This window comes from Arcanobacterium canis, assembly GCF_029625435.1.
Taxonomy (GTDB): domain Bacteria; phylum Actinomycetota; class Actinomycetes; order Actinomycetales; family Actinomycetaceae; genus Arcanobacterium; species Arcanobacterium canis.
In genome coordinates this window covers 511,451-527,052 of the sequence record NZ_CP121208.1, presented here as the reverse complement: position 1 = coordinate 527,052, position 15,602 = coordinate 511,451, and the positions used below count along the sequence as shown (strand labels likewise).

General features: G+C 54.8%; 10 protein-coding genes. 3 read left to right on the top strand and 7 right to left on the bottom strand.

Features of this window, described 5'->3' with window-relative positions; translation table 11 throughout:
• Window positions 1-96 precede the first annotated feature (96 nt).
• On the top strand, window positions 97-2,346 hold the full coding sequence (locus P7079_RS02385; RefSeq protein ID WP_278013242.1) for a 6-phosphofructokinase: 2,250 nt from the start codon (window positions 97-99) through the stop codon (window positions 2,344-2,346).
• A gap of 54 nt (window positions 2,347-2,400) precedes the next feature.
• Here P7079_RS02385 and P7079_RS02380 read toward each other — a convergent pair whose 3' ends face one another.
• The 7 genes from P7079_RS02380 to P7079_RS02350 all read right to left on the bottom strand — a co-directional run bounded on the left by P7079_RS02380 (window position 2,401) and on the right by P7079_RS02350 (window position 12,494).
• On the bottom strand, window positions 2,401-3,702 hold the full coding sequence (locus P7079_RS02380) for a hemolysin family protein (RefSeq protein ID WP_278013241.1): 1,302 nt from the start codon (window positions 3,700-3,702) through the stop codon (window positions 2,401-2,403).
• Between the two features lie 17 nt (window positions 3,703-3,719).
• The gene (locus tag P7079_RS02375) at window positions 3,720-3,989 is read right to left on the bottom strand and encodes a hypothetical protein (protein WP_278013240.1); all 270 of its coding nucleotides are present in this window, start codon (window positions 3,987-3,989) and stop codon (window positions 3,720-3,722) included.
• The gene (locus P7079_RS02370; RefSeq protein ID WP_278013239.1) at window positions 3,986-5,302 is read right to left on the bottom strand and encodes a cell division protein PerM; all 1,317 of its coding nucleotides are present in this window, start codon (window positions 5,300-5,302) and stop codon (window positions 3,986-3,988) included. Before P7079_RS02370 ends, P7079_RS02375 begins: the two co-directional genes overlap by 4 nt.
• 25 nt (window positions 5,303-5,327) lie before the next feature.
• Complete coding sequence (locus P7079_RS02365; RefSeq protein ID WP_278013238.1) at window positions 5,328-7,262, bottom strand: acyltransferase family protein; 1,935 nt, start codon at window positions 7,260-7,262, stop codon at window positions 5,328-5,330.
• Window positions 7,259-9,700: a DNA helicase PcrA gene (gene pcrA, locus P7079_RS02360; RefSeq protein ID WP_278013237.1), complete on the bottom strand. Its 2,442-nt coding sequence runs from the start codon at window positions 9,698-9,700 to the stop codon at window positions 7,259-7,261. The genes P7079_RS02365 and pcrA overlap by 4 nt, the downstream gene beginning before the upstream one ends.
• Before the next feature lie 174 nt (window positions 9,701-9,874).
• Window positions 9,875-11,428, bottom strand: a complete 1,554-nt coding sequence (guaA, locus tag P7079_RS02355) for a glutamine-hydrolyzing GMP synthase (RefSeq protein WP_278013586.1) — start codon at window positions 11,426-11,428, stop codon at window positions 9,875-9,877.
• A 142-nt stretch (window positions 11,429-11,570) separates the two neighbouring features.
• Window positions 11,571-12,494, bottom strand: a complete 924-nt coding sequence (locus P7079_RS02350) for a pseudouridine synthase (RefSeq protein WP_278013236.1) — start codon at window positions 12,492-12,494, stop codon at window positions 11,571-11,573.
• A gap of 136 nt (window positions 12,495-12,630) precedes the next feature.
• Here P7079_RS02350 and pta point away from each other — a divergent pair, with 136 nt between their 5' ends.
• Together pta and P7079_RS02340 are read left to right on the top strand one after the other, a co-directional pair.
• The gene (gene pta / locus P7079_RS02345; protein ID WP_278013235.1) at window positions 12,631-14,259 is read left to right on the top strand and encodes a phosphate acetyltransferase; all 1,629 of its coding nucleotides are present in this window, start codon (window positions 12,631-12,633) and stop codon (window positions 14,257-14,259) included.
• Between the two features lie 71 nt (window positions 14,260-14,330).
• Window positions 14,331-15,503, top strand: coding sequence for an acetate/propionate family kinase (locus tag P7079_RS02340; RefSeq protein ID WP_278013234.1), 1,173 nt, complete (start codon window positions 14,331-14,333; stop codon window positions 15,501-15,503).
• The last annotated feature ends 99 nt before the right edge of the window (window positions 15,504-15,602 follow it).

The following is a 15,602-nucleotide window of genomic DNA, read 5'->3' as shown; positions in this document are numbered from 1 at the left end:
GGTCGCAGGCATGTCATTGGGTATCGATGCTCGGCTCCACGAGCTAGGCCAATGAGCACATATCCCACTTCACTGTTGACGGTAATATGAGTTCACATGAGTGATATCAAAATTGGCTTTCTCACCTCTGGCGGTGATGCCCAGGGGATGAACGCCGTTGTCCGTGCTATTATCCGCACAGCCCACAGCGCAGGTGCCACCGCCTACGCCATTCATGAAGGCTGGAAGGGCGCAATTGCAGGCGGCGATTATATCCGCCCGACAACGTGGAACGATGCCTCCGGGATCCTCCCTCGAGGAGGCACAGCAATTGGCACTGCACGAAGCGACGAGTTCCGCACCCGCGAGGGTCGCAAACGAGCGGTGGCAAACTTTGTTGAGCACGGAATCGATCGCCTCGTCATCGTCGGCGGAGACGGCACACTGACAGGCGCCGACACGCTCCGAGCTGAATGGCCATCGCTTTTGGAAGAACTTGCCGACGCCGGCGAGATCACTCGCGAACAAGCGACAGCTCACTCCAAGCTCCATATCGCGGGCGTTGTCGGTTCCATTGATAACGATCTTGTCGGCACTGATATGACGGTCGGCGCCGATTCGGCCCTGACGCGAATTATGGAGGCCTTGGACGCTATCGCCTCCACCGCTGCGTCGCATCAGCGAACGTTCATTATCGAAGTGATGGGACGCCACTGCGGCTACCTGGCACTGATGAGCGCGATCGTGGGAGGGTCAGATTACGTCTTTATCCCAGAAAATCCCCCAGAGGCCGGATGGGAATCGGCCATGTGTGACAAACTCCGCCAAGGCCGCGCCTCGGGACGCCGCGATTCGATCATCATTTTGGCTGAAGGAGCAATCGATCGCTCGGGTCAGCCGATCACTGCCACCCAGATCGCGCAGGCAGTCAAGGATGGCCTCGGTGAGGATGCACGTATCACGAACCTCGGTCATGTCCAGCGCGGTGGCACACCGTCCGCCTATGATCGCTGGATGTCCACTGTGCTGGGTTACACCGCCACTCTCGACATGGTCAATGCCACTGATAACGATGAACCAACGATTATCGGCACTCAGCGCAACCGTATTATTCGACTCCCCATGATGGATGCAATCGCCTCAACACGTAAGGTGAAGGACTACATGGCCTCGGGCGAGTGGGAGAAAGCCATCGAATCACGTGGACGCGGATACGGGCAGATGATCACTCTCTTTGAAACTCTCTCCGCACCCTCCGCCCCGACGGTCAACGGCGAACGCAAGCGCGTGGGTATCCTTCACTCGGGTGGCCTCGCTCCGGGCATGAATCCCGCCGCTCGAGCAGCCGTCAAACTTGGGCTATCTCGCGGTTGGGAGATGGTGGGCATCGAGGGAGGTTTCCCTGGGCTGCTCGCTGGCTCTTTCCGCTCACTTGAGTGGGCCGACGTCGAAGGATGGGCAACTGAGCCGGGTGCGGCACTTGGAACACGACGCACTATCCCCGAACCAGATGAATACTATGCATTGGGGCGGGCAATCGAAAATGCCAAGCTTGATGCACTTGTTATGATCGGTGGGTTCAAAGGATACAAGGCCATTTACAACATGGTCTTAGAACGTACCCACTACCCCGCATTCAATATTCCGATGATTTGTGTCCCGTCGTCTATCGACAACAATCTCCCCGGATCAGAATTGTCCATCGGAGCGGACACGGCACTCAATGTGAACGCAGAAACAATCGACGCCATTAAAGCTTCGGCTTCGGCTTCGCAACGTGCCTTCGTGGTCGAAACGATGGGACGCCAATGTGGCTACCTTGCTTTAATGAGTGCCATTACCACAGGTGCCGAGCAGGTGTATTTGGCAGAACAAGGAATCACGCTTGCCCGCCTCGCCGACGACGCAGCGCGGATGGTGCGCTCATTCAGCGAGGGACGCCACCTATACCTGTCGATCAGGAATGAGTCGGCCTCGGAGTATTACACCACTGATTTCCTTCGCCGGACGTTCGAGGAAGAAGGCGGCGGTCTCTTCGACGTCCGCTCCCATATCATCGGGCATACGCAACAAGGTGGACGTCCTTCACCGTTTGATCGTACGTTGGCAGTTCGCCTCGTCGATCGTGCTTTGGCGGTTCTGGACGAGCAGCTTCAGCAAGGAAAAACTGGCGCTTTCCACGTCGGGCATCTTGATGGACAGATGACTGCGCTGCCCGTTGCCCATATGCCTGAGCTGATCGATATGGACTCACGATTGCCTTACGAGCAGTGGTGGATGGGGCTAACCTGCATTGCCGCTGCGATGGCAGACGCCCACTATGACCAACCGTTGACGAACCTCTCGGTCGTCCTCCACGACGCATAAAAATGAGACGGGCTGGAATAATCGTGTTCCAGCCCGTCTCATCAACGAGTCACGCTACTCAGCAGTCCCTGGCTCGTCGGCCAACAACTGCGGAATAACTGTAATTCGATCAATGCGGCGTCCGTCCATCAATGCTACCTTGAGCAGAAGCGATCCGAACATCACCTCATCTCCCTTCTGCGGCATTCGACCCAGCTCATCAACGATGTAACCAGCAAGAGTATCAAATGGACCATCGGGGAGTTCACGTTCAAGAACTTTTTCGACATCAGCGCGTGAGAGCAAACCTGAGACCTCGCCTCCAGACTCCGCAGAATAATCAATATCCGCTTCAGAATCGTATTCGTCCTGGATTTCTCCCACGAACTCTTCGACAACGTCTTCAAGAGTGATGATTCCATCGGTTCCGCCGTATTCGTCGATCACGATGGCAAGGTGCGAATTTTGGGCACGCATCTCAGTCAACGCAGTCAAAACAGGTTTCCCCTCGGGGAAGAACTGGACAAGGCGGACGATATCTCGCACACGCTTCACTTGTGGTTCAGGGACGAGGAGATCACGGATGTGGATGAATCCGATTACTTCATCGTCATTTTGATTATCTCGAACCGGGTACCGCGAGTGATCGAGCTCGTTGACCATCAGCTGCGCTTCATCAATCGGTAAGTCTGCGTCGATGAAATCAACTTCTGTACGCGGAGTCATGATCTCTTCAACGGTTCGCTCGCCCACTGAAAGCAGGTCAACAACCATATCACGTTCAGTTGCTGGAATTGCCTCGTAGCCGGCCACATAAGAACGCAATTCCTCAGCGTCCATTTCTTCACGTTTGTTTTCCGGATCGCGTCCCATCAGGCGCAGAACAACATTGACCGATAGGCCGAGGAACCAAATCACGGGAGAGAGCAGCGCGGTGATGGCGGTGAGAGGGTAAGCTACAAGTTTTGCAAATGTTTCTGCACTCTGCATCGCCAGGCGCTTGGGCACAAGTTCACCGAGGATAATCGAGATATAGGAAATCACGATGGTCACAACAATAAACGCTGTCGTTGCCGCGCCACTTTCCCCCATTCCCCAGCCGACGAAGAGCGGGGAAATTTCCGGAGCAATAGTCGAGGCTCCAAACGACGCCGAGAAAAATCCCGCGAGGGTGACGCCCACCTGGACTGCTGAGAGAAAACGATTCGAATCATCGGTCAGCTTTTTGATTTTTGCACCAGATTTTGATGTCAGAGCCATCGACTCAATCTGCGTATCTCGCAGGGTAACAAGAGCCATTTCCGACGCAGAGAACATTGCTCCAATGAGTGTGAACAGCAGGACGAACAAAATGTTGACGACGAGCGAACTCAACATATTCCTTTCTCAGACCGCTAAATTTGCGGCGTATTTCCAAAAGAAGCAAAGAATGCAATGACGCCTGCAAACGCTAGGCACCAAAAAACATCGACTGCCCTCGTGCGAACCTGAGGAACTTTCCCGGCAGGTAACAGCACACGGGCAAGAGCGTGAGCAACAAATCCGGCGGCAAGAACATCTGCCGCCCATCCAACATCAACCACGAAGGCTACCGCGATAACAGCCAGGAGCCACAGTATAAGCGCTGCGTAGTACCCAACCGGCGGAAGTTGATAGTCGTTCACTTCGTTTTGTCAGCCTCCTTGGTGCAGGATTCATCGGTCACGATGGGGATTTCGTGTGTATCGAGAGTATCCTGATTCTCTTCTGAATCGCCACAGAGATCGAGATTTTCTTCGCTCGGCACGTCATGTTGCTGCTGATTGAGCTTTTCTTCAGCTGCAGAAATTTTGTCTTTCGCGCGAGTATACGCGCTAGCGGCCTGTCCCCTTATCCATGACAACGTCGCACGATGCGCCAGGACACTGGCAAGAAAGAATGGCAATGCAATTTCAATCAGAGCAAGACCAAAAATCAGTGCGCCATTCGCGCCGACGGTGGACATACGCCCAGGCCCAATTGCGCCGGAGGCAGCGCTCGTAAGTGCAGACATTATCAACGCTGCCATCACACCGCCCAGTGCGCTGTGAAGTGCCGTTGCCCCGAGCGACCGGTGGCGGTCCTGACGTACGCGCCATATGCCGCTAATCGCAACGATGCTGACCATCACCGCGATCAGCCACGGGGCATGCCAGCCGACTTGGGGCAATGCCCCGAAGGCAGGAAGTGCTGGCAGGGGAAGCGACGTCACTGACAAGACGGAGAAACTTGTCCCTTGTCCCACTGCGAAACCTGCGCCTGTGAGATACGCAAAACCCCAGATCGCAGCATTAGGGAGGTACGCAAGCTGAAGAAGTGTCAGCCCAACTGCGTCAAGCATTCCGCCGATAAATGACGACTGAATTGCTGCAATGCGCGTCGCGCCACCAATGATTCCTGCGATGACGCTCAGGAGGGAGAAAATGGTCATGATGGTCAGAAGCAGACGCGCTACTTTGGCTGTGCTTGTGACAATTTCGCCGCAAACGGCGGGAACGAGACTTTCGCGTCCGGCAATGATTGCCATACAGCCGAACCAGAGGATGCTTCCGATCAGTGCCACCCACCAGGATCCCCCAGGTTGAGCGATTAATCCTGCGCATCCTACCAATGCCACTGGCGAGAAAGCAGCAACAGCCCACTCGCGCCAGTTCAATACCCCACAACGCCGAAGTGATGTATAGGTGAAGCCAACGGTCATTGCTGTGATGGTCAATGGTGCAAGGGTGAGAAAACCAGTCCCCACTCGAACGGAACCACCGAATGCCGTGAGAAAGAACCCACAGGCAAAACGTGCTGCGTCGGCCCACGTTGCCTCACCCAAAGCAGGGGCTTCAGCCTCGACAACATAGAAAACAAGTGTCCCCAGTGTCAGAACGAGCCACATCAGTGCTGAGGGTAAAAGTGCGCCTTTGGCTACGATCGTCGCTCGCTGAAGCGGCGTCAGTTCGTCATCCATTGCAGTCCTTTCACTGGGCACAGCACTACTTCCCTTCATTCTTTCCCGAGTGGGAATGCGAACTCAACCGTGCAGAGAATTCTTTCATTGTCTGATAGGACAACTGCGCGAAATCAACCGCGCCTTGAATCGAGGGATGAGTCTGATCAACTTGCAACAGTGCAGGCTGAGTTGACACATAAGAGTTCCAATCGGCAAGAGTGACATTCGCGTATTCATCAGCCACGGCCGCCAGCTCTTTATTGGCGGAGGTGATAAACGTTGACGGAGAATAGAGGTTCATCAAGACAATCATCCGATGCGGACCAAGAAGGTCGAGGACCTCACGCACTGCCTGGGTATCAGGAACTCCTGCATTTGTTCCGAAAGAGAGGATGACCCCACGGCCAATGAGGTTTTTGTTCAGGCCATCAGCAACCATCTGCTTGGCGTCTTTCCACTGGGTACTCGATTTTGCAATAAATCGAACGCCAGGCATGACATGTGTGAAGCCCGTCTTTGAGGCCGCAATCATCGAATCGCCAATCGCTGTGATCTCCTCAGCGCGAGGAAGCGATGAGTTAAAACCCTCCACGAGGCGCGCACGATCTGTCTGCTTGAGCGCAGAAGACTCTGACGCTGATGGGTTCGGTTCAGTGGGGTGCCCATCCACTACCGACTCACCATTTTCAATCGCAATCGTCGTTGAACTCTTTGCTGGGGCCGTCGCAATCGCAATGACGGTGGTCAGGAGAAGAACGGCACTTACTCCGGCAGCAATTTGCCATTCAATGCGATTTCGAATTGCCCCTATGACATCCGCAATTACCGCACGAAAGCCTCGATGTCGTATTGGGTATTCGATGAAACGCAGTGACAGCTCACACACACCTGCAGTCAGAAGGAGCGCAATGAGAGCACGAATCCAGTACCCGAGTGAGCCGACCGCAAGAGGATATGCCGCGCTAACGATCACAAGAACTGGCCAATGCCACAAGTAAAGTCCATATGAGCGTTCACCGATCCAACGCAATACTTGATTATCACAAATCCTGGCCAGAAGTGAGTGGGGTTGCAACATCGCAGCGATCACTACAGCACTTAACACGCTGATGAGAAAAATGACTCCGCGGTATGCTCCCGGCGCAGTATCAGGAAGAACGCACATAGCGACGATGATCACGCAAAGCGCACCAGCACCCACAGGTTGCGAAAGTTTGACCCATTCGGAAGAACTCAAAAGCGGAGCTCGTCGATCTGCCCAGCAAAATGCCACGATGATCCCGACAGCAATACCGAAAAGATGGGTGTCTGTTCCGTAGTACACACGAGTGATATTTTGAGGATCGTAGAGGATCCCCATTGCACTAGCTGAACCAACGGCCAGAATGCTTGCAACGCTCAGACGTTGCCAGAACCTCCGCGCACTGCCAACAAGCAACAACATTGCAAGCGGCCATAGGACGTAAAACTGTTCCTCAATCGCCAGTGACCAGAAATTTTTGAACAACAGTGGCGTAGTCTGGTCAAAATAAGAACTCCCATGTGCAATTTCTAGCCAGTTAGTGGAGAACGTCAATGCACCGAGAACCTGCCTGCCGATCCCGACCAGCAAATCACGGCTGACGACCCAGGCTAAAGGCACCACAATAATGATCAGTGCGAGGAAAGCAGGCAAGAGCCGCCTGGCACGTCGAACCCAGAATTGGCCAAGATTTATCCCACCAGTTTTGCGTTTTTCACGCAAAACGAGCGTCGTAATCAAAAAGCCCGAAATCACAAAGAATACATCAACCCCCAGAAATCCACCATGGAAGACACCGGGAGCGATGTGATAAAGGATGACGGCGAGAACAGCAATTGCACGCACCCCATCGAGACCTGAGATATAACCGCCTGGGTCCGAATATGCTGACGAGTTTGATCGTGGTTCTTGGGAACGTCGGCCTGTCCGAGCGGAGTGAGCAACGGGCCGTTTCATGAGATTTTCTCCAATGGAGCAAATCTCAGCATCAGGCGTTTCGTCGCTCCGTTGGTGAACTTCACCTTGGCAACTGTTGATTTTCCAGCTCCTTCAAATGACACCACAGTGCCCGTACCGAACGATTTGTGCCGCACTCGATCACCCACCGAGAGCCCGCCCGTCTTTTGCTCCCCTGTAACAGGTGTAGACACAGATTGTGCTTCATCCAATTTTCCTGGAGTAAATGACGTTTTCCCGCCGAATGCTGGCGCAAAATCATCATCATTCCACAAGTCCCTCGAACGCGATGACCAGCGTACACCGCCCCACCCTCCTCGCAACGATTCAACCGAAGCCTCAGATCGCCTCCACGTGATGATCTCCTGAGGGATCTCCTCCAAAAAACGCGACGGAGGCAAAGACTGCGGCGCACCGTATTGGGAACGCGTCGCAGCGCGAGTAACGTAGAGACGTTCGCGCGCTCGTGTCAACGCCACATATGCGAGACGACGCTCCTCTGCCAGTTCGCGCCCAGATCCGAGAGAGCGGATATGCGGGAATGTCCCATCCTCGAGTCCCGTCACAAACACCACAGGAAATTCAAGACCCTTAGCAGTGTGGATAGTCATCAGGACGACTTGTCCTTCACCTTCCCCATCGGGAATTTGATCAGTATCCGACACGAGCGCAATTTGATCGAGAAATTCCCCCAATGTCCCCTGCGGATTCAGCACGCGAAAATCAGACGCTACCGAGTGAAGTTCGGCCAGATTTTCAACACGCACTTCATCTTGGGGATCGTTCGATTTTTGCAGGACATCCAGGTATCCAGACGCATCCATGAGATTGTCGAGAATATCTGCCGGAGATTGTCCCTCCTCCGATTGCTTTCGCATATCCTCGAGCATGAGGACAAATTCTGTCATTGACGCTCGCGCTCGTGGTGTTAGCCCCTCGACTTGCCCTAATTCAGGATGTGCCACCGCGCTCAGGGCAGCTCCGAATGAGATCCCGTGACGAGCAGCATGGAAAGCAACCGCCTCTTCAGCTTTAGCGCCAAGCCCACGCTTGGGTTCATTGAGAATACGACGAATCGATACCGTGTCATCAGGATTGACCACAGCGTGCAAGTACGCAATCGCGTCCTTGATCTCTTTGCGGTCATAGAACTTCGTACCACCAACAACTTTGTATGGAATTCCTGATCGGACGAACATCTCTTCGAGTGCGCGCGACTGAGCATTCGCACGATAAAAGACGGCGAAATCGCCATACTTATACCCATTGGTGCGGAGTTTATCGATCTCTTCGACGACGAAGGCACTTTCGTCCGACTCAGCGTCCGCAACGTAACCCACGAGCGGTTCGCCACTGCCGGAATCTGTCCACAGATTTTTGGCACGCCGGCCATCATTATTGGAGATGACCGCATTGGCAGCTGACAAAATATTCTGAGTTGACCGGTAATTTTGTTCAAGCAAAACGGTTTGCGAATCAGGGAAATCCTTTTCGAAATCTTGGATATTTCGTATGGTTGCCCCTCGGAAAGCGTAAATCGACTGATCAGCATCTCCCACTACCGTTAGCTCGCCGTGAACTGCCTCAGCAGTATCCCCGACAAGGGTGCGAATAAGCTCGTACTGGGCCACATTTGTGTCTTGGTATTCGTCTACCAGGATGTGGCGGAAGCGCCTGCGGTAATGTTGCGCAATCATAGGATGCGAACGAAGGACCTCTACTGTTTTCATGATGAGATCGTCGAAGTCCAGAGCATTCGCACGTGCGAGACGCTTTTGATACCCCAAATAAGCCCGAGCAAGAATCTGTTCATCTTTGCCGCTCGCCGCCCTGTCAAATTCGGCCGCACTGACAAGCTCATTCTTGAGATCGGACACCGCACGAATAAGTTTCTTCGGTGGGTGTGCCTTCGACTCGATCCCCTCTTCCCGAGCAACGATCGTCATCAAGCGCAAAGAATCAGCTGAATCGTAGATAGTAAAGGTCGATCTCATTCCGATCGCTTCATGTTCAGCCCTGAGGATCCTCACACACGCCGAATGAAAGGTAGAAATCCACATATAGCGCGCTTGTGGACCGAGCAGTCCTTCGAGACGCTCACGCATCTCTTTCGCGGCTTTATTTGTAAAGGTAATCGCAAGGATCTCACCTGGAGCAACCCTGCCTGTTGCGATGAGGTAGGCAATACGGGTGGTCAATACTTTTGTTTTCCCTGATCCCGCGCCAGCAACAACCAGCATATATGGAGCTTGGGAGGTGACGGCGGTCTTTTGCGCGGGGTTGAGTCCCGCAAGCAAACGCTCAGCTCCCGACGACACCGATGTGTCATTGGGTGCGTTCGACGCCGCTACCTCGGTGGATGGGGACGAGGTGGCCTTCGCGGCGTCGATTCGTGCTCGAAGCCGCGCCATTGCTGCAGAAAAATCATTTTCACTCATACTGCCAGCAAGTCTAATAGGCGCCTATGACAGTTTTTCGTGTCCGCTTTCGGCGCGTCGGTCACTGTGTCTATTCGCTGGGCGGTCACGTGGCCGTCCATATCCAAACGTCGGCGTCCGTAAGCGGAGGAAAAAGAAACGGCGGCCTTGCCAGGCCGCCCCTTCACCTTTTGATCATTCCCACTCGATAGTTGCCGGGGGCTTGGATGTCACATCCAAAACCACGCGGTTCACGTCAGGAACTTCGTTGATGATGCGATTGGAGATCTTTGCCAGCAGCTCGTAGGGAACGCGTGTCCAATCCGCCGTCATGGCATCTTCAGAGCTCACTGGGCGCAAGACAATCGGATGACCGTAGGTACGGCCATCACCTTGCACACCAACGGAACGCACATCAGCGAGCAAGACAACCGGGCACTGCCAAATCTCACGATCCATGCCAGCAGCAGTGAACTCGGCGCGAACAATCGCATCGGCAGCACGCAAGGTCTCCAAGCGATCACGGGTCACTTCGCCAACGATACGAATACCGAGGCCAGGGCCAGGGAATGGCTGACGCCAGACAAGATTCTCTGCAAGACCGAGTTCACAACCAATTGCACGCACCTCGTCCTTGAAGAGATCACGCAACGGCTCCACCAAGGAAAATTCGAGATCCTCCGGCAAACCTCCCACATTGTGGTGCGACTTGATATTGGCCGTACCCTCGCCGCCACCAGATTCAACGACGTCGGGGTATAGCGTGCCTTGAACGAGGAAGCTGATGTGACGACCCTCCGCACCTTCTTCAGCGATCAGACGCGCCTGAGCGGCTTCGAAGGAGCGAATAAATTCGCGGCCAATGATCTTGCGTTTTGTCTCCGGATCCGACACACCATCGAGAGCAGAAAGGAAACGCTCCGACTCGTCTACAGCGAGGATACGCATACCGCGAGCGCCCGCATAGTCGCGAATGACCTGCTCAGCTTCGCCAGCGCGCAGGAGGCCGTGGTCCACAAAGACGCAGATGAGCTGCTCGCCGATTGCGCGGTGAACAAGTGCAGCAGCAACCGAGGAATCAACACCGCCGGAAAGCGCACAAATGGCGTAGGAATCGCCAACCTGAGCACGGATCTTCGCGATTTGGTCTTCGATAATCGATGAGGTGTTCCAGTTCTTTTCCAGGCCGGCATGAGTGAGGAAGTTTTCGATCATTTCCTGGCCGCCTTCGGAGTGCTTCACCTCCGGATGCCACTGAACGCCGTAGATCCGACGCTCAGGGTTTTCGAATGCAGCAACCTTGGCGCCAGCTGACCGTGCGGTGACGGTGAAACCTTCAGGTGCCGTGGTCACAGCATCACCGTGGCTCATCCATGCATTCACATGACGTCCCTGCTCTCCGGTGATCGCGCTATCAGCAAGCATTTCAACATCGGTCGAACCATATTCAGAGGTTCCCGTATGTTCGACAGTTCCACCCATGGCTTGGGCAAGCTGTTGGAAGCCGTAGCAGATACCAAACACCGGAACACCGGCGTCAAGAATCTCAGTGGCGAGCGACGGAGAACCCTCTTCGTACACAGAGGACGGGCCACCAGAGAGAATAATTGCGGCGGGGTTCTTGGCGAGGATCTTTTCCCCACTCCAGGAGTGAGGAATAAGTTCGGAGTAGTAGCCGGCCTCACGGACACGGCGTGCGATGAGCTGGGCGTACTGTGCGCCATTATCGATGACAAGAACAGGCTGAATATTTTCCACGAACCCAGCCTACTAAGCTCATGACGCTATCGCGAGTCCCTACTCGTTCAGTAAGACGCAATCGTCCGATTGTTGAGATTACCTGACGATGTCGATGGCTGTTTTACTCTCATCGCTCCCGTTCCGCTGGTAGTCACCCCAGTGCGAGACGCGCTTTGGATGTCACCTCCACCATCTGTCCGCTGAGCGGATCGCGAAAACGTAACGTTCGCGCCAAAAGCTGGACAGGACAAGGCAAACGCTCAGCCTCCTGGGCATCCATCACACGGGGGAAGAGCGGATCACACACAATCGGAGCACCGAGATAGCTCAAGGTTGCACGTAATTGATGGGTTTTACCGGTGTGCGGAAAAAGGCGCCACCGGGCATACTCCCCCAGCTCCTCGATAGGAGCAAGATCGGTGATCGCATTCGGTTCGCCATCAACCACACGGGCAGCGAGTTCACCGTGTTCTTTTTCCAATCGCAATTCCACACGGCGCCACTGACCAATTTCTCCTACGAGGGGAGCAACTGCTTCATATTCTTTTTCGACGTTGCGCATCTGGAACATGCGTTGGTAAGCACCACGAACTTCAGGATTTTTCACCAGGAGAAGTACCCCGGCCGTTCCCGCGTCGAGTCTGTGTGCAGGGACGAGATCATCGTTGGAAAATTGCCGCCTCGCTGCGACCACCACGCTGCGTGCAACGTACCCACCTCGAGGAATCGTTGCGATTCCGTGAGGCTTATCGACAGCAATATAGTTGTCGTTCTCTGCCAGAACATTCAACACAATCGGTTCGGCAGGTTCGTCCGGAACCGCTCGAAACAACCACAGCCGTTGTCCAGGAACGTAAGGGGCGTCGGAAGAAAGCTGCACACCGTAGTCGGCAAAAATATCGCCTTTGTCTAGGGCTTGCGCGCTCCCCGAACCGAATCGTTCGTCAAGCCATTGCGCTACCTTGTTGTATTCACCCGGGGGAAGAATCACCGGACTTGCCCCAAGTCCGCCGCGCATCGGCGGCCGCAGTTCTTGCTCACGACGACGTTGACGCTCGGTTCTCCGTTTGCCCACGTGACCTCCCTCATGTGTGATTTCCCCAAAAATCTTAACGTTCAGATACATAATTGCGCGAAAAGTGGGACGATAGAACTAGTCCTGTTGTGGCAGGTACGCAATGAGGCATCCGAACTAGATTGAGGAAAAACTCGTGACCAAAAGCGTCTATTTTACCGCGGCGGAGGGAAACTCCGGCACCCGCACTACAGCCCTCTCTTTTGTCAAGCAGCTTAAGGCTGACTACCCAAACCTGGGCGTCTTCCGTTCCTTCACCAACGGCCCAATCGAAGAAGATGCGGCCTTTATTGAGCTCCTAGAAGCAGCAGGTCGCCTGGAGGATCTTGACCGCGCATGGGGTTCTTCACGTCAAACCTATGTCAATGACGAAGAAGAGGCGATGAACCAGGTCGTCAAGCGCTACACGGACTACGCAGAGGGTTTCGACGCCGTTTTGGTCCTGGGCATTCTCGACGGCGATCCGTTCAACCCCGGCACACTCGACCGCGCAGGCCGCGCTACAGCCAACCTTGGCACAACCATGGTGCTCGCAATTTCGGGAGCTCTGCGTTCCCCTGCACAGATCACGACGATCTCTAAACTCGCCAAGTCTGTTGTCAACGAAGAGCACGCACCAGTCTCCGCAGTCGTCGTTACTGACGCACCGGGCGAATTTGATCAGGAGCGCTTCGCTCACGAAGTTGCCCCTGTCATTGCTTTCCCCGATGGCGGTTCGCGTGAGCTCACTGAGCCAATGTCTGCCACCCTTCGCGACGCGATGGAAGAGGAATCGGACGTTATTACGCCGCTCGCTTTCCAGTCACGCCTGATCTCGCGCGCACGCGCTGATCGCAAGCGAATCGTGATGCCGGAATCAAGCGATGATCGTATCTTGCGTGCAGCTGATGAACTGCTGCGTCGCGAAGTTGCTGACATCATTTTGCTTGGTGAAAAGGACGAGGTTTTGGCGCGCGCAGGCGAACTTGACCTTGACCTGTCAGGTGCATCAATCGTGTCTATCTCTGATCCTGCTCTCGTGGAAAAGTACGCAACTGAGTTTGCACGTCTGCGTGAGAAGAAGGGCGTGACTTACGAGGCAGCAGTTGAGAAGATCAAAGATCTATCGTACTTCGGCACGATGATGGTTCATATGGGCGACGCCGACGGTATGGTGTCCGGTGCTGTGAACACCACTGCAAACACCATCGTCCCGTCCTTCCAGATTATTAAGACCAAGCCGGGCGCTTCGATTGTGTCCTCGTGCTTCCTCATGCTGATGGAAGACCGCGTGTTCGTGTACGGCGATTGCGCCGTGAATACCAACCCCACCCCAGAACAGCTCGGCTCTATCGCAATTTCTTCGGCAGAAACCGCAGCTCAGTTCGGTGTTGAGCCACGCGTAGCGATGCTCTCTTACTCCACCGGCACCTCCGGTAAGGGGCCAGACGTTGACGCCGTCGTCGAGGCAACTCGCGTGGCGAAAGACGCTCGTCCCGACCTCCTCATCGAAGGCCCCATCCAGTACGATGCCGCCGTAGACAAGGCTGTTGCTGCGAAGAAGCTCCCTGGCTCGCCAGTGGCCGGCCATGCAACAGTATTCATCTTCCCGTCGCTGTCGGCTGGAAACATTGGATACAAGGCTGTTCAGCGTTCTTCAGGCGCTGTCGCTGTTGGCCCCATCCTTCAGGGTCTGAACAAGCCAGTCAATGATCTTTCCCGTGGCGCACTTGTTGACGACATCGTCAACACGGTGGCAATCACTGCCATTCAGGCGCAGGGCTAAAAACTTGCCGACGCAGGTGGAACCTCCCTCCTGCGTCGGCAAAATAACGAAACAAACAAAAAGGAGAATACGTGTCTGTACTCGTCATTAACTCGGGTTCGTCATCGATCAAGTACCAGCTGGTGGACCCGGAAAGCGGCGAATCGCTCGCATCCGGACTCGTAGAGCGCATCGGCGAGGAGACCTCCGCGCTTGAGCACAAGGTGAACGGCGAAAAGCACACCCTTGATCAGCGCATTGCCGATCATGGTGAAGGTCTTAAGCTCGTTCTGGACATGTTCAACACCTATGGCCCGAAGCTCGAAGAAGCTGAAATCAAGGCTGTTGGCCACCGCGTCGTTCAAGGCGGTAAGTACTTCGATAAGGCTGCCATCATTGATGACGCCGTCGCGGCCAAGATCGAAGAGCTTATCCCGCTCGCTCCGCTGCACAATGCCGCCCACCTGAAGGGCATCGAGGTTGCACGCGAGCTGTTTGACGTGCCGAATATTGCCGTGTTCGACACGGCATTCTTCCAGAATCTTCCGCGCGAATCGGCCACCTACGCTCTCAAGCGTGATGTGGCTGAGAAGTATGAGATCCGACGCTACGGCGCTCATGGCACGTCCCATATGTACATCTCGCAGAAGGTTGCCGAGCTGCTTGGGCGCGATGACCTTAAGCAGATCGTCCTCCACGTGGGTAACGGCGCATCGGTGTCCGCCGTTGTCAATGGCCACGCAGTGGACACCTCGATGGGGCTAACCCCACTTGAGGGCCTGATGATGGGTACCCGTACCGGCAATATCGATCCAGCAGTTGTTTTCCACCTTGCACGCGTTGGCGGCATGTCAATCGACGAAATCGACACGCTATTCAACAAGGAGTCAGGTCTGAAGGGTCTCGCCGGAGACAATGACATGCGCATGGTGTGGGAGAAGATCGAAGCTGGCGACGAAGACGCGAAGGAAGCCATCGAGGTTTACGTTCACCGCATCATCCACTACATCGGAGCCTATGCTGCAGTGATGGGTGGACTTGACGTCATCACGTGGACCGCTGGCGCAGGCGAGAACGACGATCTCCTGCGCGCAGCCGTGGCTGAGCGCCTGGCTGGATTCGGTGTAAAGATCGATGCTGAGAAGAATGCTGTTCGTTCAAAGGAAGCACGTACGATCTCGACCGAGGATTCCTCGGTGCGCGTGATGGTGATTCCGACTAACGAAGAGCTCTCCATTGCACGCCAGGCAATGGAACTCATCTGATTCTCATATCAGCGAACGCGGCGGGCTGGGGGCTTTCCAGCCCGCCGCGTTTTACGTTTACACTAGAGGTATGATGCTATTTTGGGGCATCCCAAGTGG